The sequence below is a fragment of the Kosakonia sp. Marseille-Q7440 genome (assembly GCF_965119485.1).
On record NZ_CBCPLT010000001.1, the window covers coordinates 1324536 to 1347409 of the forward strand.

General features: G+C 56.8%; 28 protein-coding genes and 1 pseudogene. 15 read left to right on the forward strand and 14 right to left on the reverse strand.

Going from position 1 to position 22874, the window contains the following annotated elements:
* Positions 1-144: 144 nt before the first annotated feature.
* The 3 genes and pseudogenes from ACWPW2_RS06000 to ACWPW2_RS06010 form a co-directional block, all read left to right on the forward strand.
* Positions 145-369, forward strand: a complete 225-nt coding sequence (locus ACWPW2_RS06000; RefSeq protein WP_454121877.1) for a hypothetical protein — start codon at positions 145-147, stop codon at positions 367-369.
* Between the two features lie 273 nt (positions 370-642).
* Positions 643-1008: a hypothetical protein gene (locus ACWPW2_RS06005; RefSeq protein WP_454121878.1), complete on the forward strand. Its 366-nt coding sequence runs from the start codon at positions 643-645 to the stop codon at positions 1006-1008.
* Positions 1009-1293: 285 nt separating this feature from the next.
* Positions 1294-1812, forward strand: a pseudogene (locus ACWPW2_RS06010) (LysR substrate-binding domain-containing protein); the annotation flags it as partial.
* A gap of 201 nt (positions 1813-2013) precedes the next feature.
* Here ACWPW2_RS06010 and ACWPW2_RS06015 read toward each other — a convergent pair.
* Positions 2014-2415, reverse strand: coding sequence for a winged helix-turn-helix transcriptional regulator (locus tag ACWPW2_RS06015; protein WP_454121879.1), 402 nt, complete (start codon positions 2413-2415; stop codon positions 2014-2016).
* A gap of 85 nt (positions 2416-2500) precedes the next feature.
* On the opposite strand from ACWPW2_RS06015, the gene ACWPW2_RS06020 reads away from it, so the two are divergent.
* A complete protein-coding gene (locus tag ACWPW2_RS06020) occupies positions 2501-3436 on the forward strand; it encodes an aromatic alcohol reductase (RefSeq protein WP_454121880.1) in 936 nt (311 codons plus the stop codon).
* Positions 3437-3654: 218 nt separating this feature from the next.
* Here ACWPW2_RS06020 and rimO read toward each other — a convergent pair whose 3' ends face one another.
* The 4 genes from rimO to ACWPW2_RS06040 all read right to left on the reverse strand — a co-directional run bounded on the left by rimO (position 3655) and on the right by ACWPW2_RS06040 (position 6760).
* Entirely contained in the window at positions 3655-4980 is a 1326-nt protein-coding gene (gene rimO, locus ACWPW2_RS06025; RefSeq protein WP_023481461.1) for a 30S ribosomal protein S12 methylthiotransferase RimO, read from the reverse strand.
* Between the two features lie 152 nt (positions 4981-5132).
* On the reverse strand, positions 5133-5444 hold the full coding sequence (locus ACWPW2_RS06030) for a hypothetical protein (RefSeq protein ID WP_454121881.1): 312 nt from the start codon (positions 5442-5444) through the stop codon (positions 5133-5135).
* A gap of 8 nt (positions 5445-5452) precedes the next feature.
* Complete coding sequence (locus tag ACWPW2_RS06035; RefSeq protein ID WP_454121882.1) at positions 5453-5797, reverse strand: cupin domain-containing protein; 345 nt, start codon at positions 5795-5797, stop codon at positions 5453-5455.
* Positions 5798-5869: 72 nt separating this feature from the next.
* Positions 5870-6760 carry a DMT family transporter gene (locus ACWPW2_RS06040; RefSeq protein ID WP_454121883.1) on the reverse strand — a complete coding sequence of 297 codons (891 nt, stop codon included), beginning with the start codon at positions 6758-6760 and terminating at the stop codon, positions 5870-5872.
* Between the two features lie 102 nt (positions 6761-6862).
* On the opposite strand from ACWPW2_RS06040, the gene ACWPW2_RS06045 reads away from it, so the two are divergent.
* Positions 6863-8197, forward strand: a complete 1335-nt coding sequence (locus tag ACWPW2_RS06045) for an aminotransferase-like domain-containing protein (RefSeq protein ID WP_454121884.1) — start codon at positions 6863-6865, stop codon at positions 8195-8197.
* Here the strand turns inward: ACWPW2_RS06045 and ACWPW2_RS06050 are convergent.
* Both ACWPW2_RS06050 and ACWPW2_RS06055 read right to left on the reverse strand, forming a co-directional pair.
* Positions 8194-8943, reverse strand: coding sequence for a nucleotidyltransferase domain-containing protein (locus tag ACWPW2_RS06050; RefSeq protein WP_454121885.1), 750 nt, complete (start codon positions 8941-8943; stop codon positions 8194-8196). The two genes, ACWPW2_RS06045 and ACWPW2_RS06050, sit on opposite strands and share 4 nt — an antisense overlap.
* 15 nt (positions 8944-8958) lie before the next feature.
* Positions 8959-9708 (reverse strand): DeoR/GlpR family DNA-binding transcription regulator, encoded by a 750-nt coding sequence (locus ACWPW2_RS06055; RefSeq protein WP_454121886.1) that lies wholly within the window; start codon positions 9706-9708, stop codon positions 8959-8961.
* A 104-nt stretch (positions 9709-9812) separates the two neighbouring features.
* On the opposite strand from ACWPW2_RS06055, the gene ACWPW2_RS06060 reads away from it, so the two are divergent.
* Together ACWPW2_RS06060 and ACWPW2_RS06065 are read left to right on the forward strand one after the other, a co-directional pair.
* Entirely contained in the window at positions 9813-10199 is a 387-nt protein-coding gene (locus tag ACWPW2_RS06060) for an NUDIX hydrolase (RefSeq protein ID WP_454121887.1), read from the forward strand.
* A 14-nt stretch (positions 10200-10213) separates the two neighbouring features.
* On the forward strand, positions 10214-10816 hold the full coding sequence (locus ACWPW2_RS06065; RefSeq protein WP_454121888.1) for a LysE family translocator: 603 nt from the start codon (positions 10214-10216) through the stop codon (positions 10814-10816).
* Between the two features lie 10 nt (positions 10817-10826).
* Here ACWPW2_RS06065 and ACWPW2_RS06070 read toward each other — a convergent pair whose 3' ends face one another.
* Positions 10827-11285, reverse strand: coding sequence for a YbjP/YqhG family protein (locus ACWPW2_RS06070; protein ID WP_454121889.1), 459 nt, complete (start codon positions 11283-11285; stop codon positions 10827-10829).
* Between the two features lie 192 nt (positions 11286-11477).
* Between ACWPW2_RS06070 and ACWPW2_RS06075 the strand changes: the two genes are divergently transcribed.
* Together ACWPW2_RS06075 and ACWPW2_RS06080 are read left to right on the forward strand one after the other, a co-directional pair.
* Positions 11478-12143 carry a DUF2625 domain-containing protein gene (locus ACWPW2_RS06075; RefSeq protein ID WP_454121890.1) on the forward strand — a complete coding sequence of 222 codons (666 nt, stop codon included), beginning with the start codon at positions 11478-11480 and terminating at the stop codon, positions 12141-12143.
* Positions 12144-12276: 133 nt separating this feature from the next.
* A complete protein-coding gene (locus tag ACWPW2_RS06080) occupies positions 12277-13170 on the forward strand; it encodes an alpha/beta hydrolase (RefSeq protein WP_454121891.1) in 894 nt (297 codons plus the stop codon).
* Here ACWPW2_RS06080 and ACWPW2_RS06085 read toward each other — a convergent pair whose 3' ends face one another.
* A complete protein-coding gene (locus tag ACWPW2_RS06085; RefSeq protein WP_279792031.1) occupies positions 13171-13752 on the reverse strand; it encodes a histidine phosphatase family protein in 582 nt (193 codons plus the stop codon).
* Between the two features lie 17 nt (positions 13753-13769).
* Positions 13770-14153 carry a winged helix-turn-helix transcriptional regulator gene (locus ACWPW2_RS06090; protein ID WP_054804100.1) on the reverse strand — a complete coding sequence of 128 codons (384 nt, stop codon included), beginning with the start codon at positions 14151-14153 and terminating at the stop codon, positions 13770-13772.
* Positions 14154-14263: 110 nt separating this feature from the next.
* On the opposite strand from ACWPW2_RS06090, the gene ACWPW2_RS06095 reads away from it, so the two are divergent.
* Positions 14264-15313, forward strand: a complete 1050-nt coding sequence (locus ACWPW2_RS06095) for an NAD(P)-dependent alcohol dehydrogenase (RefSeq protein ID WP_454121892.1) — start codon at positions 14264-14266, stop codon at positions 15311-15313.
* A gap of 10 nt (positions 15314-15323) precedes the next feature.
* On the opposite strand, the gene ACWPW2_RS06100 is transcribed toward ACWPW2_RS06095, so the two are convergent.
* Positions 15324-15689: an SH3 domain-containing protein gene (locus ACWPW2_RS06100; RefSeq protein WP_454121893.1), complete on the reverse strand. Its 366-nt coding sequence runs from the start codon at positions 15687-15689 to the stop codon at positions 15324-15326.
* A gap of 183 nt (positions 15690-15872) precedes the next feature.
* Here ACWPW2_RS06100 and ACWPW2_RS06105 point away from each other — a divergent pair, with 183 nt between their 5' ends.
* From ACWPW2_RS06105 to ACWPW2_RS06115, 3 genes are all read left to right on the forward strand, one after another.
* The gene (locus tag ACWPW2_RS06105; protein WP_023481846.1) at positions 15873-16256 is read left to right on the forward strand and encodes a biofilm formation regulator BssR; all 384 of its coding nucleotides are present in this window, start codon (positions 15873-15875) and stop codon (positions 16254-16256) included.
* A 130-nt stretch (positions 16257-16386) separates the two neighbouring features.
* Positions 16387-17493 carry a PQQ-dependent sugar dehydrogenase gene (locus tag ACWPW2_RS06110; protein WP_454121894.1) on the forward strand — a complete coding sequence of 369 codons (1107 nt, stop codon included), beginning with the start codon at positions 16387-16389 and terminating at the stop codon, positions 17491-17493.
* Between the two features lie 49 nt (positions 17494-17542).
* Complete coding sequence (locus ACWPW2_RS06115; RefSeq protein WP_454121895.1) at positions 17543-17698, forward strand: PQQ-dependent sugar dehydrogenase; 156 nt, start codon at positions 17543-17545, stop codon at positions 17696-17698.
* Positions 17699-17851: 153 nt separating this feature from the next.
* Here the strand turns inward: ACWPW2_RS06115 and ACWPW2_RS06120 are convergent, their stop codons facing one another.
* Entirely contained in the window at positions 17852-18481 is a 630-nt protein-coding gene (locus ACWPW2_RS06120) for a glutathione S-transferase family protein (RefSeq protein WP_454121896.1), read from the reverse strand.
* A gap of 233 nt (positions 18482-18714) precedes the next feature.
* Here ACWPW2_RS06120 and dacC point away from each other — a divergent pair, with 233 nt between their 5' ends.
* Complete coding sequence (gene dacC / locus ACWPW2_RS06125; protein WP_270220572.1) at positions 18715-19917, forward strand: serine-type D-Ala-D-Ala carboxypeptidase; 1203 nt, start codon at positions 18715-18717, stop codon at positions 19915-19917.
* A gap of 29 nt (positions 19918-19946) precedes the next feature.
* Here dacC and deoR read toward each other — a convergent pair whose 3' ends face one another.
* Both deoR and ybjG read right to left on the reverse strand, forming a co-directional pair.
* Positions 19947-20705 (reverse strand): DNA-binding transcriptional repressor DeoR, encoded by a 759-nt coding sequence (gene deoR / locus ACWPW2_RS06130; protein WP_023481309.1) that lies wholly within the window; start codon positions 20703-20705, stop codon positions 19947-19949.
* A 64-nt stretch (positions 20706-20769) separates the two neighbouring features.
* Positions 20770-21378, reverse strand: a complete 609-nt coding sequence (gene ybjG, locus ACWPW2_RS06135) for an undecaprenyl-diphosphate phosphatase (protein ID WP_454121897.1) — start codon at positions 21376-21378, stop codon at positions 20770-20772.
* A gap of 251 nt (positions 21379-21629) precedes the next feature.
* Here ybjG and ACWPW2_RS06140 point away from each other — a divergent pair, with 251 nt between their 5' ends.
* Complete coding sequence (locus ACWPW2_RS06140) at positions 21630-22862, forward strand: MdfA family multidrug efflux MFS transporter (RefSeq protein WP_454121898.1); 1233 nt, start codon at positions 21630-21632, stop codon at positions 22860-22862.
* The last annotated feature ends 12 nt before the right edge of the window (positions 22863-22874 follow it).

A 22874-nucleotide genomic window follows, 5' to 3' on the forward strand; every position in this document is an offset into this window, starting at 1 on the left:
TAACCGCAGGAATGTAGGACTAACATTGGCATGTAATACTCAACCGTGAGTAGGTCATACTTCCTGGGCTTTGCCCCACGACATTATTAACCCCATATATATAGGGCAGAAATATTTCTGTTTTACATTAAATAAGGAGTCTCAATGTCAAAAACACACGCGTTCGTTGAACACCGCCCAAAAACTAATGACAAATCAGCCTCTACCACTCATCATGTCGTAATCGTTAATGGTAAAGAAGTTCATAAGGCGGATACGCAGAAAGAAGCAGCGGAGTGGGCGTTCTCTATGGATTTTGCCGTGCATGTTGCTCGTGAGCGCCACCTTCAGGATCGTGATCAACCTGCCCACTGGCGTGCTTATCCGTAAACAAAGTTGTTGAAACTGATGCATCCGATGAGGGCGATTATTCTGGTAGGCATGGATTACATAGAAAATCGTTGATTAAGGAATCATAAATCCCGCTCCGGCGGGATTTTTTTGCAATGATGCACATGTTTCTGAGCCTCTCAAGTTACCCCAGGCCTGTAAAACATCTGTCTGCCTGCTCATGCAAAAAATACTGTTAAAGCAGTTACCCACTGATAATGTAGGCGTATGATGTGAAGAGCTGAACACCGGCATAATTGAAGGTATTTTGTCATGAAAAGTTCTCTCAAAGCTGTGCTTATCGCGGTTGCCCTGGCATCTGTTTCTGTGCATGCGGGCACAATAATCTATCGTGATGGCAGAAATACTTACGTGGATACAGGCAAGGGCACCACCACTTATCGGGAAATAGAAGGCAGAGTGTATGGTGATGATGGCAGTACTACCTACCAGATTGGTAACACGACTTATTCGGACGATAAAAATGGGCATTCCACATCATATTTCGAAGCCGGTGGCATAACTTTTGGTAGCGATGGCAGCAGAAAGCAAACCATTGGTAAATACACCTACATTACTGACGCAAACGGCAAAACCCAGACGTGCTTTGATGAAGGTCCCCGCACGTTCTGTAACTGAGCATTGCCGACCTCAGATTTGAACTCATCTCTTAATACTGTGCCGTCAAATGCAAATCTTAACCAGACCGGCAGGAAGCCGGTCTGACTGATATGCTAAAGACGACATCTGAGATAACTGCTAACCCGGCAAAGAGAGGGCATTATCCTACTTTTGCCGGGTTGGACAAGTCCGGCGGGACCGGGCGCGTCAGTGCTGTGCTTTATCGATCGCCGCCAGAATCTGCTCCGGTGACGCCAGACCGGCAAAGACTGTGATGGTTCCGGGCGACGCAGTGCTGCGCCAGCTACACGCATGGCAGTTGTACAAAGTCCTCCTTCACAAGTAGCAAGGAAAGCGGAACAAGGAGAGATCGATCTTGCTTTTATGACAAGTGATGAAGCACCAGTCAATTTACATCGCCGCACGTTGTTCACTGAACGTTATGTGCTTGCTGGACGTGCGGGGCATCCTCATTTGCATAGCCCACTCTCGCTCGAGAAGTTCTGTCAGCTGGAGCATGCCATTGTTTCACCGGAGGGGGCCGGATTTCATGGTGTGACAGATATCGCCCTGGCCGAGAGGGGGATGACGCGCCGTGTATCACTCTCTGTGCCAAATTTCCTGCTGCTTACTGCGGTCCTGAAGAGTACCGATCTGGTTGCAATGGTGCCGTGGCGGCTTGTGTGTGAAAACGATGCGCTGCAGGTCATTGAGTCACCTGTTGAGGTTCCGGGATTTGAGATGGTTATGCTCTGGCCCGAACGTGTTCACCGTGACCTCGCTCATCAGTGGCTACGTGAGCGCATCGCCTGTTCGATATAAATTGGAGCAAAGCTCTCGCAACGCCCTGCTAAGAGTGGCTCTATGTGCACTTCAGGCAAAAGCAGTCAGTGTAAACAATAGCTAGGAGCGGACCTGGTGCCTCTCAGTGCAGGCTGCAATATCATGTTGCAGCCCTCTTGATGAGAGTTTCAACCTTCATAAACCCTTCAGGTTTCTTCTGCCATGTTGTCACCAAAATATTCAATCACCGTCATAATTTGCTCTTGTTTCCCGGAAATAGCTGGCGGATGTGATAATCCACGACCACAAAGGTAGCATCCGCAGAAGCATCTCTTTGCCCATATCGGTAATCGCATAAACCACCCGGGGCAACTTTTCCTCATAATCATAGCGAGATATAAGCCCGTCCCGCTCCAGATGGCGCAGTGTTCGCGTCAGCATTCTTTGAGTGACACCCGTAAGGAAGCGGCGTAACTCTCCGTAGCGAAGAGGTCCGTTGGTAGCAAGAATATGCAGCACGCCAAGCGACCAGCGATTACCTGCATGGGCCAGGATCTCACGTTTCAGGCCCTCATCATCGTTGCTTAATTCCTCACAAAATTGACTGGAAAATTGCAATAGCGCTTCCCGCTCAGACTCCATATCACCTCCGGTATCATGCGTGTGCCTAATTGAACCAGCCCATATCAGCTGTCAGGATGATGCTTTAATCCAACAGGAAGCAACAATGAATACCGAAAAAAAACCTACCAATAGGGTTCTGATACTTGGTGCAGGCGAGCTTGGTATTCAGGTATTGAGAGCAATGAGCAATAAAGCGCAGAAACATACCGATGTAAAACTTAGCGTGTTACTCAGAAGCGAAGCTGCTCATGCCGTTTCTGGTTCGCGCAAGGCACGACTGGATGAACTGATGAAGCTTGGAATCGCTGTAGTAGAGGGCGATCTGCAGGAAAACAGTGTTGATGAACTGAGTGAGCTATTTGCTGCTTACGACGCCGTTATCAACTGCAGTGGTTTTGTCGGCGGGCCGGGAACGCAGATAAAAATTACGCAGGCGGTATTGAAAGCGGCTGTAGCCCGCTACTTCCCCTGGCAGTTTGGCGTTGATTATGACGTAGTGGGTAAAGGCAGTGGACAACAAGTCTGGGATGAACAGCTCGACGTTCGCCACCTTTTACGCCAGCAAAACGCAACAGAGTGGGTCATTGTATCGACAGGTATTTTTACCAGCTATCTGTTTGAGCCTGGTTTTGGTGTGATTGACGCGCAAAGTAAAACGGTCTGTGCGTTGGGAGAGTGGCAGCACGCGGTAACGCTAACCACACCTGAAGATATTGGCAAGCTGACGGCGGACATTTTCTTCCATCAGCCCACTTTCAAAAACGAGATTGTCTATATTGCAGGCGATACGCTGACTTACAGTGAGCTTGCTGATTTAATGCGTGCTCACTGGGGCACTGAAGTAAACAGAAAATTACTGGACCGGCAAAAGCTTCAGGATGATGTGCAGCACAATCCGCAGGATGTTGGTGCACATTACCGGCTGGCTTTCGCACGGCCAGACGGCGTAGCCTGGAGTAAGCGCAACACTTACAATTACCGTCAGGGAATTTCAACTACAACGGCCAGTCAATGGCTGGCAAAACAGCACGGCATTTAGCATTCAAGTACGGTTAAGCATAATTTTAAGCGGTGCTGATTAAAACCACATGCCGGCATCGTTAATATCTGTTGCTCTTCTCTTCAGAACAAAAAAACCTGTAATGCTGATGACATTAATACGGACCAATTGCCGGATGGCGCGTAAACGCTTATCCGGCCTACGTATCGCTCAAAATGAGCACAAAAAACCCGGCGGGCGCCGGGTTTTTTTATCGCTTAAACGCGTGTGCCCCACAGGTCATACTCGTCGGCGTTCTCGACTTTCACGCGAACAATATCGCCCGGTTTGACGTTGGTGTCACCGTTCAGGTAGACCGCGCCGTCGATTTCCGGGGCATCGGCCATGCTGCGGCCAATCGCGCCTTCTTCATCCACTTCGTCGATCATCACCAGGATTTCGCGACCAATCTTCTCCTGCAAACGCTCAGCGGAGATGCGCTGTTGCAATTGCATAAAGCGGTTCCAGCGCTCCTCTTTCACCTCTTCCGGCACCTGATCCGCCAGTTCGTTGGCGGTGGCACCCTCAACCGGGCTGTATTTGAAGCAGCCGACGCGATCGAGGCGCGCTTCGGTCAGGAAGTCGAGCAGCATCTGGAAATCTTCTTCGGTTTCGCCAGGGAAGCCGACGATAAAGGTGGAGCGCAGCGTCAGCTCCGGGCAGATTTCGCGCCAGCGCTTGATGCGTGCCAGCTGGCGATCGACCGCGCCAGGGCGCTTCATCAGCTTCAGAATGCGCGGGCTGGCGTGCTGCAACGGGATGTCGAGGTAGGGCAAAATTTTGCCTTCCGCCATCAGCGGGATCACGTCATCCACGTGCGGGTAGGGGTAAACGTAGTGCAGACGCGTCCAGACGCCGAGCTTGGCCAGCTGTTCGCAAAGGCCAACCATGCTGGTTTTCACCGGCTCGCCGTTATGGAAGCCCATGCGGTGCTTCACATCAACGCCGTACGCAGAGGTGTCCTGCGAAATTACCAGCAGCTCTTTAACGCCGGCATCAACCAGGCGTTTCGCCTCGGAGAGCACGTCGCCAATCGGGCGGCTCACCAGATCGCCACGCATCGACGGAATGATGCAGAAAGTGCAGCGGTGGTTACAGCCTTCGGAAATTTTCAGGTAAGCATAGTGGCGCGGCGTCAGTTTCACGCCCTGTTCCGGCACCAGGCTTAAGAAGGGGTTGTGCTGCGGTTTTGGCACATAGTGATGAACATGGGCGAGAACCTGCTCATAGCTGTGCGGGCCGGTGATCTCCAGCACTTTCGGGTGCACTTCGCGGATCTGATCCTCTTTCGCACCCAGACAGCCGGTGACAATCACTTTACCGTTTTCATTCAGCGCTTCGCCGATCGCTTCCAGCGACTCCTGCACGGCGCTGTCGATAAAACCGCAGGTATTCACGATCACCATATCGGCATCATCGTAGCTCGGGACAACATCGTAACCTTCGGTACGCAGCTCCGTAAGGATGCGTTCGGAGTCGACGAGATTTTTTGGGCAGCCAAGAGAGACAAAGCCGATTTTCGGCTGCAGGTTCACATTGCTCATAGTTCAAAAAGTAATCAGTTATAGGATCTTAGGCGAGGGATTGTACAGAGTTCCGGGCGGGATTTATAGCGGATTATCAGCGCAGCGGCATCGCGTGCGGTAAGTTATTTTGCTTCTTTATAGATTGCTGCCTTCGGGTGTGCGCAAAGACTTTAGACAGGATCAAGAATCTCCTGCACCCACTCATCCCAGCACTCACAGCCAAAGTCTGTAACCACCGCGTTTTCGTTGGTCTCCAGCCACCAGTTTTTAACGATGGCATACTCCTCAGAAGTCAGCGCAAAGGGGCGCCAGGTGCCCATCCGGCAATCCTGGTCGCAGGGATCGCTGCCCCGTAACAAGAACTCATTCAGAAAGGCCAGCGGCGGAAAGTAACCGCTGCCGTCAATGATGCTGAAAATGCCATACGGCACGTGGATATTTGCAGTAAGAATACGTATCGCTTCCGCGCTCTGGTTCATCATTGACCCTTTTACTGCTCCGCGACATCGGTGCGATCACCGCGCGGGGTCGGGTGAGAGAAGACGATAAACTCAACCGCCGCGTCAGAATCATTGCGCGCCTGATGTTTTGCTAATGGCGGGATCTCAATTCCTTGCTGAGCGGCAATATGCTGCTTTGCACCTTCCAGCTCCATTGTCAGCACGCCGCTGAGCACAAAGAAAAATTGCCGCGAGACGGAGTGATAATGGCGCTGCTCCTGCGTTCCGGCGGGCATTTTCTCATGGATGATCATCATCTCTGGCCGCTTCACCAGGTACCAGCCGTCGCATCCCTCGCCCCAGTTATAGTGCTCGACATTCTCTTTTGAAATCATTTACTTCTCCTGGTGTATACCTCTTTCCCTACCGTTATACCCATCATCGACGCGCGGCATAAGCTGCCTGAATTAGCGGGCGCACTTTCGCGAGCCAATCACGCAGAGGATCACGCCCAGCGTCACCAGTAGCATTAGCGGGCTGACACGCTCGTTGAGCAACAGGGCGGAGAGAGCAAGGCCGAAAAAGGGCTGCAACAGCTGTAGCTGACCAACGGCGGCAATCCCGCCGCGGGCAAGGCCGTTATACCAGAAGATAAACCCAATCAGCATGCTGAAGAGCGAAACGTAGCCCAGCGCGCACCAGGCTTGCGCGCTGATATCAACAAGCGTGCCGGGCTGCGTCAGCCAGGCGGCGGGCAGCATCACCGGAAGCGACAGGATCAGCGCCCAGCAGATCACCTGCCAGCCGCCGAGCGTACGGGTTAAGGTTGCCCCTTCGGCATAGCCCAGCCCGCACACTACCACCGCCGCCAGCATCAGCAGATCGCCGGTCAGCGAAACGGCGTGGCTCTGCGCCAGCGCGAAGGCCACCACCAGCAGGCTGCCAAGCAGTGAGAAGAGCCAGAAGGCGCGCTTTGGCCGCTCGCCGCCGCGCAGCAGCGCAAAAATCGCCGTGCAGAGCGGCAGAAGGCCGAGAAAGACAATCGAGTGGGCGGACGTGACGTGCTGTAGCGCCAGCGCGGTCAGAAGCGGAAAACCAATCACCACGCCGCCGGAGACGATCAGCAGCGAGAAAAGCTGCGCGCGCTGCGGGCGCGGTTCGCGCAAGACACAAACAAGAACAATCGCCAGCAACCCGGCGAGCGAGGCGCGCAGAAAGGTGAGGAAAAAGGGCGACATCTCCAGCACGGCGATGCGCGTGGCGGGTAGCGAGCCGCTGAAAATCACTACCCCCAGCAGGCCATTTAGCCAGCCTGCCAGCGCGGGATGCGCCGGTTTGTTTAGCGCGGAATTCGCCATCTTGACCTCGTTATCACTGATTAGTGGGAGCTTGAGCATTGATGGGCTGAATGGTAGGTTGAGCCACTTAAGACAATCAAATTATTGTCATGGATACATTTGATGAAAGCGCGCTACAAACAGCTGGTTGATCGCTTCGCTGTGCAGATCCGTGCCGGTGAGCTGCCGCCCGGCACGCGTTTACCGACGCACCGCTGCCTCGCCGGGCAGGAGCATATTTCGCTGGCGACAGCCACCCGCGTCTATCGCGAGCTGGAAGCGATGGGGCTGGTCAGCGGTGAAACCGGCCGCGGCACCTTCGTCAGAGAGATTGCGCTCCCTCCCGGTCACGGTATCGATCAGCTTGCCGTCGCCAGCGATGTGCTGGATCTCAACTTCAACTACCCGGCAGTGAGCGGGCAGGGCGAGCTGCTGCGCGAGGCCCTCAAACGCACGGCGGTGGAGGGCAATATTGAGGCGCATCTGCGTTATCAGCCTCATGGCGGGCGCATCACCGAGCGAGAAGTTTTCGCCGGGCACTTTACGCAGGGCGCGTTTCGCCCGGCGGCTGAGGATCTGCTGCTGGTGAATGGTGCGCAACACGGTTTGACCGTTACGGTTATGGGGCTGCTTAAACCGGGCGATGTGGTGGCGGTGGACGCGCTGACCTATCCCGGTTTTAAGGCGCTGGCCGAGCTTTATCATCTGGAGCTGGTGGCAATTCCGGCAGCGCAGGATGGCCCGGATCTGGCCGCATTGCACCAGCTCTGCCAGCAGCGGCGTATTCGTGCGGTGTATACCATGCCGACAATGCATAACCCGCTGGGCTGGGTGATGAACCGTCAGTCGCGCAAAACCCTGGCCGATATTGCTCGCGCTCACGATCTGCTAATCATTGAAGATGCAGCCTACGCCTGGCTGGTTCGCCGCGCGCCGCCGCCGCTCGCCTGTTTTGCGCCGGAAAGGACGGTTTATGTCAGTGGATTTTCAAAAAATGTGGCGACCGGTCTGCGGGTCGGAGTGGTGATCTGCCCGCCCGCGCTGCGGCCTGCGCTGGAGCGGGCCATCCGCGCCACGACGTGGAATGCGCCGTCGCTCATGACCTCGCTGGTCAGCCACTGGATAGCGGATGGCACGGTAGCCCGGCTGGAAAAGCGCAAGCTGGAAGATGCCCGGCTGCGCCAGCGCATCCTGCAAGAAACACTGGCCGGGCTGCCGTGCGTGACCCACCCCGACTCTTACTTTGCCTGGCTGCCGCTCGCTGAAGAGTCGCGTGCCGATCGGGTGGTGAAGCAGTTGATGGATAACAATATCTCCCTCTCAACCGCCGATCCCTTTTGCACCGCGCAGTCGACGCCGCAGTCGCTGCGTGTTGCCCTCGGTTCGGTCGCTATCGACACCCTGCGCGAAGCACTGCTGACTATCCGCGAAGCGATAGAGTATGAAGCAAGCCGCTAGCGGCGCGCCTCATCCAGCCAGCGCATCAGGGCATTAAGACGAGCGGTGAAGTGCGCCGTGTCATCCTCCGGCGTGTGGCACTGTTGCAGCAGCCATGCAATGGCCTGTTGCTGCTGTGGAAAGCGTTGTATAACCCGGCTGGCGTACTCCTCCAGCGTCTCAGGCCAGTCATTATCTTCTGCGCGGCGTAAAAGGTTGGTTGCGCGCAGCAGTTTACGTGCCGCAGCTCGCTGGATTTGTCGCGCATTGCCCGCCTCTGCCAGCTGCTGAAGATAGCCTTGCACAACGGGAATGAAATCGCCGTTTACCGCCACTGCAATCTCGCGCGAGGGGGCAAAAGGCGTGAAGCGCAGGGAGAGATCCTCGCCCGCCACGCAGCGGCAGTGGTGCTTAAGCCAGTAACCCCAGCTGAACCGGTTTTCGTCTGCCAGCGCCTCTGCCAGCGTGCCGCAATCAAAATCGACTTTGCTGATAAGCGGATGCTGCCCCTGCACATGCTCCGCAATCACTCGCAGAAGATCGCGCTCCGCCGCGTTCAGCGCGCATTGGGTAATCAGGCAGACGTCGAGATCCGACACACCTGCCACCGCCGTACCTTTCGCCACGCTGCCGTAGAGGTAAATACTGTGCACCTGCGCGCCAAGCCTGGCGCACAGCAGATCGATGACATTATCGACGACCGGGCGAAACGCCGGTTGCAGTGGGGTGGCGGGTAAACAGGCGATAAAGCCGTCGGCATCAACCATTGAAAGCGCCTCCGGCTACAGCACGCTGACTTGCAATTGTTTGAACAGCGCGCTCATCTTCTCATCGAGCGGCTCATCGACCAGCAGCGTGCTGGCGAGCGTCAGATCACCGATGCCAAACGCCGAGGCGGAGTTGATCTTCTCCGGCGACGCCAGCACCACGGTCTCCGCCGCGCGCTCCGAAAGCGCGCGCTTGACGCAGGCCTCTTCATAGTTGCCGGTGGTAAAGCCTGCCTGCTCATGCACACCGGTGACGCCCATAAAAAAGAGGTCAGCATTGATGCGGCGAATGGACTCAATCATTGATGCGCCCACGGTGACCATCGAGTGTTTATATAACTGCCCACCGATGACGATCACGTCGACATTCGGCAGGTTAATCAATCCGGCGGCAATGGTCGGGCTATGGGTGACCACGGTAAAGGCCAGATCCGGTGGCAGCAGGGTGACCATCTCTTCCGAGGTGGTACCGCCGTCGATGATGACGATATTGCCCGGCTGAATAAGATTCACTGCTTTCTGCGCGATGACGCGTTTTGCATGAATGTTCACGCTTTTGCGTACTTCAAATGGCGCAATCGCTGCCGACACCGCCAGCGCGCCGCCGTGGACGCGTTGCAGCAAGCCATCTGCCGCTAACTCCCGTAAATCCCGGCGAATAGAGTCTTCAGAGATAGCAAAGTGCTGGCTTAATTCACGGGACAATACCTGCTTATCACGCGCCAGCATCTCAAGGATCTTCTGCTTACGTTGACTGGATAACACGATTTCCCCTTTCACGATTGATCTTGATCTTGCACGATTATGCATGTTAGCGTGCCACTTGTCAGCCTGACGATCCTAATTTTACGCAGTTTACAGGGGAAACTATGCACGCCATGCTTATTTTGATTGCCGGACCCGTACGCAGCGGCACCAACGGTGATGATGCGTTAATCAAACAGAATCTCGATGCCATGACGCGGGTTGCCGCAAAGGTGTTCGAAAAAGGCCATACGCCGGTGATTGGCGAGTGGCTGGCGATGCCGCTGGCGGAAGCGGCCGGGTCGAAGAAGATTGGCGATGAGATTAGCCAGGTCTTTTTGTACCCCGTCGCCCATCGCCTGATTCAACACTGCGATGCCATTTTACGCCTGCCCGGCGACTCAGCGGGTGCCGATAACGATGTGCGCATCGGGCGCGAGCGGGGTCTTACCATTTACAGCGCCGTTGATGAGATCCCTGCTGTCGAAACGCGGGAGTCATCTCCGGCTTAACGAAACGGGATGTAATGGAAATCAACATCATGGGGTTTATCCCCGTGCTTTTACCCGTCGCGCTCTCTCCGGGCGCGAGTTTTACCCTCGCGATGAACAGCGCGCTGGCCGGCGGGCGGGGTGGGTTGCTACGCACGCTGGCGGGCACCGCGCTCGGCATCTACACCCATGCGCTGCTGATTGGCCTTGGGGTGACGGCGATGCTCGTCTCTTCTCCCGCGCTGTTTAACGTCCTGAAGTATGCGGGGGCGGCATATCTGATGTGGCTTGGCGTACAGCTGATCCGCAGCGGGTTAACGACGAGTGAGATGACGCTCCGCGCGGACGGTCCGACGGTGACGCTGAAAGAGGCGTGGCTGGCGAACGTACTCAACCCGAAAGCGATCGTTTTTTATCTCACCGTGGTGTCACAATTTGCTGGCAGCCGCGGCGATGTTAGCCACTACTTGCTGCTGGCAACGGTACATGTGCTGGTGATGGGCGCATGGCTGATTGCACTGAGCAATGTGCTGGTCTTCTCGGCGAAAAAAGCCAATCCGGCACGGCTCAAAAAAGGGGTGAATGTTTTGGGCGGCGCGCTGTTACTCATCTTCTCCGCCCTATCACTGCTGCACTAAGCGGGCGGTGTCAGTAGAGCTTCTGTTCAAAATGCTCTCCGGCGTCAACCACCCGCCAGATTTTCCACTCGCCCGCTTCTTTACGCGTCCAGACCTGAAGATGAGAATGCTTGTTATCTTCTATCCCCAGCCAGACATCCAGCAGCATGTTGTCGCCATCGGGCCGCGCCGGTGAAACTTTGAGGTGCGGGATCCACGCGGGGTCGTAATCCTGGGTGTAGGTGAAATAGTCCGCCGACAGCAACTCCTGCTCCGGCATCTGATAAATTTCAGCTATACGCCTCAGTAACTTAGCGGAGACATAGTGCCGCATTTCCGCTGTTTTAATCACCTCGTCCGGCGACGTGTTCTCGAAGGCATGCAGATAGTAGTTATAGAACCCGGTCACGTTTTTCTGTACGTCGGTCACGGTATTGGCGCTGGCGAAGGGCAGATAACAGGCGAGCAGTAGAGAGATAATCAGACGCATGACGATTCCTGCGCAAAAAGAGGAAGAGAGAAAAAGTGCGCTGATCCTGACATTGGCCCAGGGCGGAAGAAAGCCTTTTATGCGCCCCGGCAGGGCAGATTTTGGTAGGGTGCAAAGCGGCTTCGCAGCCTTATGGCCTTGCCGCTTTCCGGTATGATGGCAAAGACTTTTACCTCGCCTGCAGGAGAGCGGATGAAGACCTTAACTGAACTTATCGATGTGCACGATCCCGGCTGGGCGGTGGTGCAGGAGTGGCTTAACGCGGCCAGCAACCCTTACGAGGTGCTGACGAAAGAGGAGGCCCGCGCCGAACAGGCGCTGCTGCAATTACAGGTTACCACCCGCTCCCCGCTGGGGGCGCTGGTGTATGAAACCGGCGGGCTGCTGATTGATGATGGCTGGCTGCGTATTCTCGGCTCCGGCAGTGCGCGGCTGGCGCGCGATCCGATGGGCTGGACGCAAACGGCGACAGACGCGGGATCTTTCGCTGCCTTACTGATTGCCGATGATGCATCGGGCGGCTTTTTTGCCCTCAACGGCGGCGGTCTCGGAGAGGATATCGGCAACGTCTACTACTTCGCGCCGGATGCGCTGGCCTGGGAAGGGCTGGAAGTGGGCTACTCTGCGTTTGTCGAGTGGGCGCTGTGCGGCGATCTGGCGCTCTTCTACCAGACGGTGCGCTGGCCCAACTGGCGGGAAGAGGTGCGTATGCTCGGCGGCGAGCAGGTTTACGCCTTCTTTCCCTTTCTCTGGACCGAGCCAAAGCTGCCGGTGGATGAGCGCAAGCGCACGATAACGCCGATTGAAGAGCAGTGGCGGCTCGCGCAGGAGCTGGCTGAATCTATCCCTAAGTCGTAAAGGGGCAGGGCAGCGACACCCGCTGCCGCTTACCTGTTGCAATCAATAATGATTCCCATTAACGTTTGCTCTCATTTTTAGTTCAGCCGATGCGGGGAAGCGTGCATGGCTGATGCACAGGGAGAAGGGGTTTATGCTTTATCGTTTTTACGCCGTGCGCCTGGTGGCGCTGGCTCTGCTGCTCGCCTGGCAAACAAGTTATGCCAGGCCGGATATGGCACCGCTCGGGCCGAACATCGCCGATCGCGGCTCTGCTTACTATCACTTCACGCAAAAGCAGTTCGATTCCCGGGATGGAAAACGCCACTACAAAGTCTGGACAGGCGTGCCCAACAAAAGCGCGCCGACTGGCGGTTTTCCGGTGCTCTATATGCTGGATGGCAACGCGGCGATGGATAAGCTTTCGGAGGCGTTTTTACAAAAACTCTTCGCTGCCAACCCGCCGGTGCTGGTGGCGGTCGGGTATCAAACCAATCTGCCATTCGATCTCGATAGCCGGGCGTATGATTACACGCCTCCGGGTACCGACGCGCAGCAGCTGCGCGGCAGAGCGGGGGGTGGCAGTGCAGCGTTTCGCCAATTGCTGGAGGAGACTATCGCGCCAGCCGTCGAAAAGGGGATTACTGTTAACCCGGCGCAGCGCGGGCTGTGGGGGCACTCCTACGGCGGGCTGTTCGTGCTGGAGAGCTGGCTCTCCTCCTCCTTTTTCACCACTACTTTTTCCGCCGTGCCTTCGCTGGCGCGCAATGATTTTCAGTTGCTGAAAACGATGGAAGCGGTCTCGCCGCGGCAGGCGGCGGGCAAGCACCTTTATCTGATGGAGGGGGACGGGGATCGCCGCGCGCAGGATGAGAACAGCGAGTCTGGCGTGCTGCCGCGCGTTCGCAGCACCCTTGCGCAGCTTGATCAGCATGGCGTCCCGGCTACTTACCGCTTATTCCCCGGCCTGACGCACGGGGCGATGTTCGCCACCTCGCTACAGGCGGCGTTACTTCAGCTCTCGCAGGCGGAGAAACAGCCGCTCTGATTATGCCGCCGGGTTATCGCGCCCGGCGGCAGTGAACGTTACTGATGACCAGTAGCCGTTCCCGGTGTGCTCGCGTTTTGCCCAGCCTGCCTTTTCCAGCTCGCGCGCAATCAGCCGGTTGATCACCCCGTGCCCCATGCTGAGCACGCGCTCATGCTGCTGCGCATGGGCGATCAGCGTAAGCGCCATTTTCTCTGCCCGCTGCATCGTCTGCTTTTTGGATTCCGGCCCTGCCAGCGCGCCGCTGAGCCAGCAGAGGCGAAACAGCACCAGCCACGCCTGCGGCGAGAGGCGAAGCCAGGGGAGGTTAAATACCGGTAAGGGCGCTTCATGCAGATCGTCGGCTATCAGATCGGGGGTGAGGTTCATCGCCTGTAACGACGCACGTGCACGCGGCAGCGGGCTGCTGATAATAAAAGCGCGGCGTTTATCCGCCAGAACGGCGTGGCAATCGGGTTCGCCAGTGATGCCGGAGGCATCATAGCCTGCAATCCAGCCGGACATGTCCGTGGCTTTGACCCGTGCGGAACCCTGCTGAGCGCTGAATTCAGGCTCGCCATGACGCATTAAAACTATCTCCATTTACGCTCCTGTGCGTTTTAGCCCTGTGCTTTACGGTAATGGGCTTCCATCTCATCCAGCGCGGCCTGGTTCTCCAGCCCCCACTGGTACATCTGCTCAATCGGCCCGGCGAAGGTTTTGCCCAGCGGCGTGAGGCGATAATCGACTTTCGGCGGGACAATGTCATAAACGTGGCGGGCGATCAGGCCGCGCTGCTCCAGCTCTTTTAGCGTCTGGAAGAGCATTTTTTTGGAGATCCCCTGTAAGCTACGCTGCAACTCGCCGGTGCGGGCGCGCTCATCAGGCCAGTGGTAGAGCGCATGCAGCACCATCGTGCTCCACTTGACCGAGAAGAGGTCCATCAGGCGGCGCGGCGGCGAATCCGCGTAGAAAAAGAGTTTGCCATCAACCCAGGCTGGCATAAGAAGCCCTCATCTGTGGTCACCAAATGGTAACTACTATCAATTGTGAACCTTGCGGACTATAGTCTGCCGCCTTCACGTTATTAACGCCAGCCCAACCTGGAGGCCTTATGAAAATCAATGCACTGGTCGCGGTCGATGCCGCAACACCGCTGACATCCGGCGACATTACCCTTCGCCCGCTGCAAAACCAGGATGTGAAAATCGACATTCTTTACTGCGGCGTCTGCCACTCCGATCTGCATATGGCGCGCAACGAGTGGGCGGTAAGCCGCTATCCGCTGGTGCCGGGACATGAGATTGTCGGCCGCGTCAGCGCCACTGGCACGGGCGTGTCGGCCTTCCAGGTTGGCGATATTGTTGGCGTCGGGGTGATGGTCGATTCCTGCCGCGAATGCCACTTCTGCAAACAGCATGAAGAGCAGTATTGCGAAGCGGGCTTTACCGCCACCTATAACGGGATTGATAAATACACCGGCGACAGCACCTGGGGCGGTTACGCCGAGAGCGTGATTGTCGATCAGGATTTTGTTGTCTCTGTGCCGCAAAACCTGCCGTTGGCGGGCGTTGCGCCGCTACTCTGCGCAGGCGTTACCGTCTGGTCGCCGCTGCGCCATTTCAACGTAAAAGCGGGTGATGCCGTGGGCGTCGTCGGCCTTGGCGGGTTAGGGCATATGGCGGTTAAGCTGGCGAGCGCAATGGGCGCCGAGGTAACGCTCTTTACCACCTCGCCGGAGAAGGGCGAAGATGCCCGCCGTCTCGGTGCAAAACGCGTGGTTGTTTCGCGCGATGCGGCGCAAATGGCCGCCTGCCAAACCTCGCTGGATTTTATTATCGACTGCGTCGCGGCACCGCACGATCTCGACCCCTACCTGGCGACGCTGAAAACCAACGGTCGCCTGGTGCTGGTGGGTATTCCGGATCAGCCGCATGCCTCACCAAACATCACGCCGATGGTCTTTCGCCGCCTGAGCATCAGCGGCTCGTCAATCGGCAGCATCCGTGAGACGCAGGAGATGCTCGATTTCTGTGGGAAGCACGGCATCACGGCGGATGTGGAGATGATCGGCGGTGAAGCAATTGAAAGCGCTTTCGCCCGCATGCTGAAAGGCGATGTGAAATACCGCTTTGTTATCGATATGCAGGCTACGCGCTGGTAAACCGCCAGCCTTACACAAGCGCGACGTGCTCCTGCGGCACCCAGCCGAGGTCACCGTCCGCTTTTTCTGCCAGATACCAGCCGTTAAGGCTCTGATGCACCTTAAGTTGCTCACCGCTTTGCACGGTGAGTTCGTGTGCACAGTAGGGCTGCTGGCAGATCCCTTCATAGGCGCTGACTGGCGTAAAGAGCTGCTGCGGTGCCCAGCCCGCTTTTCCCGACTCTAATGTCGCCCAAATCCAGCCGCGCCATTGCAGATCGCAGTGGCTAATTTGTGCTCTTTCCCCCTCGCGGAGAGTCAGCGGATCGGGATAGGCCGATTGATAGTCACGAATGACATTTACGGTGTTTTTTACCGGGTAAGAGACTGCTTTCATTCTCCTTATCTCCTGACGTCGCGAAGCGCTTTTTTAACAAGCGAAACGGCAGCCCAGCCCAGCGCTGACGCGGCCTGTGTAAAAGATCGTCAAAAGGAGAATATTATTGACCAAACCCATGCTTTTGGTCAAAAAGCGGCCATACTATTGATCTGCCCAATGGCTGACAAGGGAGGTAAAAGTATGACCGCTGATGAACTCGCTCGTCGTTTATTAATGAAGTTGATGACTGCCAGAACAGACCTTGCGGCCTATATCCAGATGCGCAAAGCGAAAGGGTATATGTCGGTCAACGAAAACGATCGTCTGCGTGAGATGTTTTTTGCCCTGGCGCTGGAGATCCGCGATAAAAGCGAAAGATTGCAAGAGATACAGGATCGCGATACGCGCAGCGCCATGTACAGTGCCGAAGAGGCGCTCTCTTCCGCCGCCGTTTCATTGATGAGCGGGCGAAGAGATTGCGCCAACTTTATCTCGGTAAACGTCGATAAGCTGGAGCGTTCGCTCAATATCCTCGATTACAGCATTCAATACCTGAATGAGCACTCTCCGCTTGCTGAAGCCTGAAGCGCTTCCACACCCTGACCATAAGGGGAGCCCGCTCCCCTTTATGCTTAAGCTTTTGTAAAAGCAAACCCAGCCGCGAAATCGATGGCTAACCTTTATCCAGGCTTACCGCTTAATAAAGGAGTGCCGTATGCGCCATCTTCCTCTGTCATTAGTGTTTCTCTCAACCTCTGTGCTCGCTGCTCCGGCTGCGGTCAACGTCGATGTCCTGCAAACTAAACTCGATCACCCCTGGGCTCTGGCCTTTTTACCCAATGACGGCGGAATGCTGATCACGCTGCGCGGCGGCGAGTTGCGCCACTGGCAGGCGGGTAAGGGGCTTTCCGATCCGATAAGCGGTGTGCCAAAAGTCTGGGCGCAGGGGCAGGGAGGATTGCTTGATGTGGCACTGGCACCTGATTTCGCCTCATCAAGGCGCGTATGGCTGAGCTACGCCGAAGCGGGACAGGATGGCAAAGCGGGAACCGCCGTCGGCTTTGGTCGCCTGAGTGACGATGGTAAACAGCTGGAGCAGTTCCAGACCGTTTTCCGCCAGCAGCCAAAACTCTCGACCGGTAACCACTTTGGTGGCCGGATGGTGTTTGATGGCAAAGGCTATCTGTGGATAGCGCTGGGTGAGAACAATCAGCGCCCGACGGCGCAGGATCTGGATAAGTTGCAGGGCAAGCTGGTGCGGCTGACGGATCAGGGTAAGGTGCCGGAGGATAACCCGTTTGCAGGCAAACAGGGCGCGCGACCGGAGATCTGGTCTTACGGCATCCGCAACCCGCAGGGGATGGCGATCAACCCGTGGAGCCAGGCGCTGTGGCTGAATGAGCACGGCCCGCGCGGCGGGGATGAGATCAACGTGCCTGAAAAGGGTAAAAACTACGGCTGGCCGATTGCCACCTGGGGGATCAACTACAGCGGGATGAAGATCCCGGAAGCGAAGGGCGGCATTGTCGAGGGAACCGAGCAGCCAATCTTCTACTGGAAGGAATCCCCGGCCGTGAGCGGCATGGCTTTTTATAATGCGGACACCTTTAAGCAGTGGCAGAACAAGCTCTTTATCGGCGCGCTGAAGGATAAGAATGTCATTGTGATGAGCGTCGATGGCAACAAGGTGAGCGAAGATGGCCGCATTCTTGGCGATCGCAATCACCGTATCCGCGACGTGCGCGTCGGCCCGGATGGGTATTTGTACGTCTTAACCGACGAGAGCAACGGCGAGTTGTGGAAGGTGAGCCCGGCGTCGTAATCGCGCCGTGTTATTGCCGGATGGCGCGCAGTTATCCGGTGTAGGCCAGGTGCGGTTTGTCTTGCCGGATGGCGGCTGCGCCTTATCCGGCCTACGCGATCGCAATCACCGTATTCGCGACGTGCGCGTCGGGCCAGATGGGTATTTGTACGTCTTAACCGACGAGAGCAACGGCGAGTTGTGGAAGGTGAGTCCGGCATCGTAATCGCGCCGTGTTAGTGCCGGATGGCGCGCAGTTATCCGGTGTAGGGCCGGTGCGGTTTGTCTTGCCGGATGGCGGCTGCGCCTTATCCGGCCTACGCGTGCACCATGCTTTTGTAGGCCGGATAAGCGCCAGCGCCATCCGGCAATCAAGCCGTCACGTTACCGGGATCATCACGTTATGGCGAAACGCCGGGCGCTCGCAAAGCTGCGCATACCAGCGCTGCAAATGCGGGTGCGGCGCCCAGCTCAGGCCGGGAATATTAAACAGGTTATAGATAAACGGGGCGACGGCGATATCGCCACAGCCAAACGCCTCGCCCGAGAGCCACGGCGTATTGGCCAGCTCATTATCAAGCAGCTGTAACGCGCCATCGAGCGCCTCTTTTGACGACGCAATCACCGCCTGATCGCGCTTTTCTGCTGCCGTTCGTACCAGGTTCATCAGCAGTGGGCTATGTTTGGGGGCCAGCATACTCAGCGACCAGTCCATCCACTTATCGCCCTGCGCCCGCTCGGCAGGCGACTCCAGCCACAACCGGCTCTGACCATACTGCGCGACCAGGTAGCGAACAATGGTGTTCGACTCCCACAGCACGGCACCGGTTTCGTCGTCGCGTAACAGCGGCACCAGGCCGTTAGGGTTCATCGCCAGATATTCAGGATCGTGATTAACGCCAAACTCCCGGCCCGCCAGAATATGCTCATACGGCAGCTCCAGTTCATCCAGCAGCCAGCGCACTTTTTTGACATTCGTCGAATTATTCCGTCCCCACAGCGTGATCATTTTTACCCCCGTGCAAAAGTGTGTTTCAGTGAATCTATCGTGGGCGAAACTTAACGTTCTGGCAACGACTTAGAAAAATAATGCACAACAGGCGCGCAACAGGCTGTTATTGCGTAAACTTTAAAAACTTTACCCAGTAGCGGTTTTTTTCGTTTCGTTTGTGCGTTATTACTCACCGTTTGTTACGGCACGGTGATGTTACGTTTTATTGAAAGGATACTCGGGTGGCTTATATGACGCAGTTCTCTCTATCCCTTCGCGGCCTGGCAGCAGGCTCCGCGCTGTTGTTTCTCTTCTCCCCTTCGTTATATGCAGTAGAACAAACGCCTGCCGCACCCCCGGTCGATGCCCGTGCGTGGATCCTGATGGATTACGCCAGCGGCAAAGTGCTGGCTGAGGGCAACGCCGATGAAAAACTCGACCCTGCCAGCCTGACCAAACTGATGACCAGCTATGTGGTCGGCCAGGCGCTGAAAGCAGGGAAAATTCACCTGACCGATACCGTCACCGTTGGCAAAGATGCCTGGGCGACGGGCAACCCGGCTCTGCGCGGCTCGTCGCTGATGTTCCTGAAGCCGGGCGACCATGTATCGGTAGAGGACCTGAATAAAGGGGTTATTATTCAGTCCGGCAATGATGCCAGCATTGCTATCGCCGATTATGTCGCAGGTAGCCAGGACTCCTTCGTCAGCCTGATGAACAGCTATGCGCAAAAGCTCGGGCTGACCAATACCACGTTTAAAACCGTGCACGGGCTTGATGCGCCGGGGCAGTTCAGCACCGCGCGCGATATGGCGCTGCTCGGCAAAGCGCTGATCCACGACGTGCCGGACGAGTACGCGATCCATAAAGAGAAAGAGTTCACCTTCAATAAGATCCGCCAGCCCAACCGCAACCGGCTGCTGTGGAGCACCAGCATGAACGTGGACGGCATGAAAACCGGCACCACCGAAGGGGCTGGCTACAACCTCGTCGCCTCAGCAACGCAGGGCGACATGCGCCTGATCTCCGTGGTGCTGGGGGCGAAAACCGACCGCATCCGCTTTAACGAGTCAGAGAAACTGCTCACCTGGGGTTTCCGCTTTTTTGAAACGGTAACGCCGGTAAAACCTGACGCCACTTTTGTCAGCCAGCGCGTCTGGTTTGGCGACAGCAGTGAAGTGAAGCTTGGCGCGGGCGAAGCGGGATCGATCACCATTCCCAAAGGGCAGTTTAAAAACCTGAAAGCGAGCTTCACCCTCAACCAGCCGGAGCTTGAAGCGCCGCTGAAAAAGGGGCAGGTGGTGGGCACCATCAACTTCCAGCTCAATGATAAAACCATTGAGCAGCGCCCGCTGGTGGTGATGGAAGCGGTGAATGAAGCGGGCTTCGTTGGCCGGATGTGGGATTTTGTCCTGCTGAAGTTCCACCAGTGGTTTGGTAGCTGGTTCTCGTAGCATCAGGTGACCGTGCCCGGCGGGCGCGGTCAGTAGAGAAGGGTGATCTGCTCTTTTTTCGCTGCGCTGACCAGGCCATCATCCGGTCGGCGGTCGCTGACAATCACATCGAAACGGTTTAGCGCGCCCATGCAGGCCGGGCGCACTTTGCCGAACTTGCTGTGATCGACCACCAGCACATGACGCTGCGCGCTGTTCATCGCCCAGTGTTTTACCGGCAGCTCTTCGAGATTAAAGCAGGTTGCACCCTGTTCCGTGTGCACGCCCGCCGCCGAGTAGAAGGCGATGTCCGGGCGCAGGTTGCTCAGGGTTTCATTGAAGTTCAGCGGCTTAAAAATGGCGTTGCTGGCGTGAAATTCGCCGCCGCTGAGAATGGCGCGGCACAGCGGTTTCTCCTGCAGTGCCAGAAAGGTGTTCAGCGAGTAGCAGACGGCGGTGAAGGGCAGATCCTGAGGCAGCGCGTCGATGATCCACGGCGTGGTGGTGCCGCAGTCAAAAAATGCCATCTGGTGCGGTTGCAGCAGGGCGGCGGCGAGCCTGGCCGCGCGGCGCTTCTCCTCGACGAGGCGGTTTTTCTGATCGCTCAACAGATAGTGGCTGGCAGAGCGCGGTTCGAGCACAATATAGCCGCCGAGCAGCACCACCGGGGCGCTGTTGGCACTGAGATCGCGACGAATGGTCATTTCAGAAACGCCAAGCAGGCTGGCCGCCTCTTTCAGATGCAGCTTATCGCTGCGCTTGAGCGCCGCCAGCAGCTGGTTGATCCGCTCGTCACGTCTTGTTTCCATAATTCACCCGAATAAAAGAAAGCCCCGCATAAGCGGGGCCTTTATCTTACCTGCGCCCTGGCGCTTAGTCACGCACCCAGCCGCGGCGGATCGGCAAGGCAAAACAGAGGCGATAGATCTGCTGTGCGGTGTGATAAATCTTCTCGCCGAAGGCCTGCCACAAAATTTGTGCGCTCAGGCAGCCGCAGATGCCGACCAGCAAGCCGCCGAGCATATCCAGCGGCCAGTGAACGCCAAGATAAACGCGCGACCAGGCGATGGCAAACGCCGTCACCATCAGGGCTGCGCCGGACCAGAAACGGTGCCAGGCAAGAAACGCGACGGCAAAGGTGAAGATCACCGTACCGTGATCGCTCGGGAAGGAGTCATCCGCCGCGTGCGGCAGGAAGTTATAACCAACATGATCGACAAAAGGCCTGTCGTGGGGAAAGGTATGGCCTAAAATCCATGAGAGCGAGAGGCTGACGACGATCGCCAGCGCCACTTTGATCACCAGCTGACGCTGAGCGCTGACCTGGCTGCGCGGCCCCCATAGCCAGAGACCAACCGCCAGCAGCGGCACGATATTGATCAGATCTTTGGCAACAAAGTGGGCGACGGTCAGGAGCCAGGCGGGCGAGTCGGGCGTGGCGTTAATCCAGTAGAACAGGGTGTGATTCAGGCTCTCTAACATAGACAGATTACTCTTTGATGACAGTCCGGATTGATCAAAGCGCTCACCATAAAAGCGGTGCGGCACAGGGTAAAGGGGTTTTGTCTTACTCCGCAGAGAGTTAGACGATTCCTGGACTCAGAGTACGCCCTGTCACTTAAGCAAACCTTAAACGAGTGAATAAGTGCTTTATCTGTTTTACGGGAGAATTCACTACCGTCGCGCGGTGGCTTTGATTACACTCTGCGCGATTTTTCAAAGGAAGAGATTGCATGCAAAACCATACCCTTTCCGGCCAACGTCTGGGACGACGCGCGCTGTTATTCCCCCTCTGTCTGGTGCTTTACGAATTCTCCACCTATATCGGCAACGATATGATTCAGCCCGGTATGTTAACGGTGGTCGAGCAATATAACGCGGGCATTGAGTGGGTTCCGACCTCGATGACCGCCTACCTAGCAGGCGGCATGTTCTTACAGTGGCTGTTAGGGCCGCTCTCCGATCGCATCGGCCGTCGCCCGGTGATGCTTACCGGCGTGGTGTGGTTTATTGTCACCTGCCTTGCGACGCTGCTGGCGCAGAACATTGAGCAGTTCACGCTGCTGCGTTTTTTACAGGGCATCAGCCTCTGCTTTATTGGTGCCGTGGGGTACGCGGCGATTCAGGAGTCGTTTGAGGAGGCGGTCTGTATCAAGATCACCGCCCTGATGGCGAACGTCGCGCTGATCGCCCCCTTGCTTGGCCCGCTGGTGGGCGCAGCCTGGGTGCATGCCGCGCCGTGGGAGGGGATGTTCGTCCTCTTTGCGCTGCTGGCGGCCTTCTCTTTCTTCGGGCTTCAGCGAGCGATGCCGGAGACCGCCACCCGGCTCGGCGAGAAGCTGTCGTTTAAATCTCTGTGGCGTGATTACGCCGAAGTGCTGAAGAACGTGCGCTTTGTCGCGGGCGCGCTGGCGATCGGCTTTGTCAGCCTGCCGCTGCTGGCGTGGATTGCCCAGTCGCCGATTATTATCATCAGCGGCGAGCAGCTCAGCAGCTATGAGTATGGCCTGTTGCAGGTGCCGATTTTCGGCGCGCTGATTATTGGCAACCTGGTGCTGGCGCGGCTGACCTCGCGGCGCACCGTGCGCGCGCTGATCATCCTTGGCGGCTGGCCGATCGTTGCTGGCCTGCTGCTGGCAGCGGTTGCCACGTTTGCCTCTTCCCACGCCTATTTGTGGATGACGGCCGGGTTAAGCGTTTATGCCTTCGGGATTGGCCTTGCCAACGCCGGTCTGGTACGCCTGACGCTGTTCGCCAGCGAGATGAGCAAGGGCACGGTGTCAGCGGCGATGGGCATGTTGCAGATGTTTATCTTCACCGTTGGCATTGAGGTGAGTAAACATGCCTGGCTGCTCGGCGGCAACGGGCTGTTCAGCCTGTTCAATCTGCTGAACGGTATTATCTGGCTGGGGCTGATGGTGGTGTTTCTGCGCGATAAGCGCATGGGGAATTCGCTGGAAGGATAAGGCGGCAGCCCG

Excerpts from the sequence above, each read along its gene's own strand:
- deoR (WP_023481309.1), bottom strand. The coding sequence starts at position 20,705 with ATGGAAACAAGACGTGACGAGCGGATCAACCAGCTGCTGGCGGCGCTC.
- ACWPW2_RS06090 (WP_054804100.1), bottom strand. The coding sequence starts at position 14,153 with ATGCCAGCCTGGGTTGATGGCAAACTCTTTTTCTACGCGGATTCGCCG.
- ACWPW2_RS06035 (WP_454121882.1), bottom strand. The coding sequence starts at position 5,797 with ATGATTTCAAAAGAGAATGTCGAGCACTATAACTGGGGCGAGGGATGC.
- ACWPW2_RS06000 (WP_454121877.1), top strand. The coding sequence starts at position 145 with ATGTCAAAAACACACGCGTTCGTTGAACACCGCCCAAAAACTAATGAC.
- ACWPW2_RS06075 (WP_454121890.1), top strand. The coding sequence starts at position 11,478 with ATGAAGACCTTAACTGAACTTATCGATGTGCACGATCCCGGCTGGGCG.
- ACWPW2_RS06120 (WP_454121896.1), bottom strand. The coding sequence starts at position 18,481 with ATGATCACGCTGTGGGGACGGAATAATTCGACGAATGTCAAAAAAGTG.
- ACWPW2_RS06005 (WP_454121878.1), top strand. The coding sequence starts at position 643 with ATGAAAAGTTCTCTCAAAGCTGTGCTTATCGCGGTTGCCCTGGCATCT.
- ACWPW2_RS06140 (WP_454121898.1), top strand. The coding sequence starts at position 21,630 with ATGCAAAACCATACCCTTTCCGGCCAACGTCTGGGACGACGCGCGCTG.
- ACWPW2_RS06060 (WP_454121887.1), top strand. The coding sequence starts at position 9,813 with ATGCACGCCATGCTTATTTTGATTGCCGGACCCGTACGCAGCGGCACC.
- ACWPW2_RS06080 (WP_454121891.1), top strand. The coding sequence starts at position 12,277 with ATGCTTTATCGTTTTTACGCCGTGCGCCTGGTGGCGCTGGCTCTGCTG.
- ACWPW2_RS06045 (WP_454121884.1), top strand. The coding sequence starts at position 6,863 with ATGAAAGCGCGCTACAAACAGCTGGTTGATCGCTTCGCTGTGCAGATC.
- ACWPW2_RS06030 (WP_454121881.1), bottom strand. The coding sequence starts at position 5,444 with ATGATGAACCAGAGCGCGGAAGCGATACGTATTCTTACTGCAAATATC.
- ACWPW2_RS06015 (WP_454121879.1), bottom strand. The coding sequence starts at position 2,415 with ATGGAGTCTGAGCGGGAAGCGCTATTGCAATTTTCCAGTCAATTTTGT.
- rimO (WP_023481461.1), bottom strand. The coding sequence starts at position 4,980 with ATGAGCAATGTGAACCTGCAGCCGAAAATCGGCTTTGTCTCTCTTGGC.
- ACWPW2_RS06050 (WP_454121885.1), bottom strand. The coding sequence starts at position 8,943 with ATGGTTGATGCCGACGGCTTTATCGCCTGTTTACCCGCCACCCCACTG.
- ybjG (WP_454121897.1), bottom strand. The coding sequence starts at position 21,378 with ATGTTAGAGAGCCTGAATCACACCCTGTTCTACTGGATTAACGCCACG.
- ACWPW2_RS06070 (WP_454121889.1), bottom strand. The coding sequence starts at position 11,285 with ATGCGTCTGATTATCTCTCTACTGCTCGCCTGTTATCTGCCCTTCGCC.
- ACWPW2_RS06040 (WP_454121883.1), bottom strand. The coding sequence starts at position 6,760 with ATGGCGAATTCCGCGCTAAACAAACCGGCGCATCCCGCGCTGGCAGGC.
- ACWPW2_RS06065 (WP_454121888.1), top strand. The coding sequence starts at position 10,214 with ATGGAAATCAACATCATGGGGTTTATCCCCGTGCTTTTACCCGTCGCG.
- ACWPW2_RS06085 (WP_279792031.1), bottom strand. The coding sequence starts at position 13,752 with ATGGAGATAGTTTTAATGCGTCATGGCGAGCCTGAATTCAGCGCTCAG.
- ACWPW2_RS06095 (WP_454121892.1), top strand. The coding sequence starts at position 14,264 with ATGAAAATCAATGCACTGGTCGCGGTCGATGCCGCAACACCGCTGACA.
- ACWPW2_RS06100 (WP_454121893.1), bottom strand. The coding sequence starts at position 15,689 with ATGAAAGCAGTCTCTTACCCGGTAAAAAACACCGTAAATGTCATTCGT.
- ACWPW2_RS06105 (WP_023481846.1), top strand. The coding sequence starts at position 15,873 with ATGACCGCTGATGAACTCGCTCGTCGTTTATTAATGAAGTTGATGACT.
- ACWPW2_RS06020 (WP_454121880.1), top strand. The coding sequence starts at position 2,501 with ATGAATACCGAAAAAAAACCTACCAATAGGGTTCTGATACTTGGTGCA.
- dacC (WP_270220572.1), top strand. The coding sequence starts at position 18,715 with ATGACGCAGTTCTCTCTATCCCTTCGCGGCCTGGCAGCAGGCTCCGCG.
- ACWPW2_RS06110 (WP_454121894.1), top strand. The coding sequence starts at position 16,387 with ATGCGCCATCTTCCTCTGTCATTAGTGTTTCTCTCAACCTCTGTGCTC.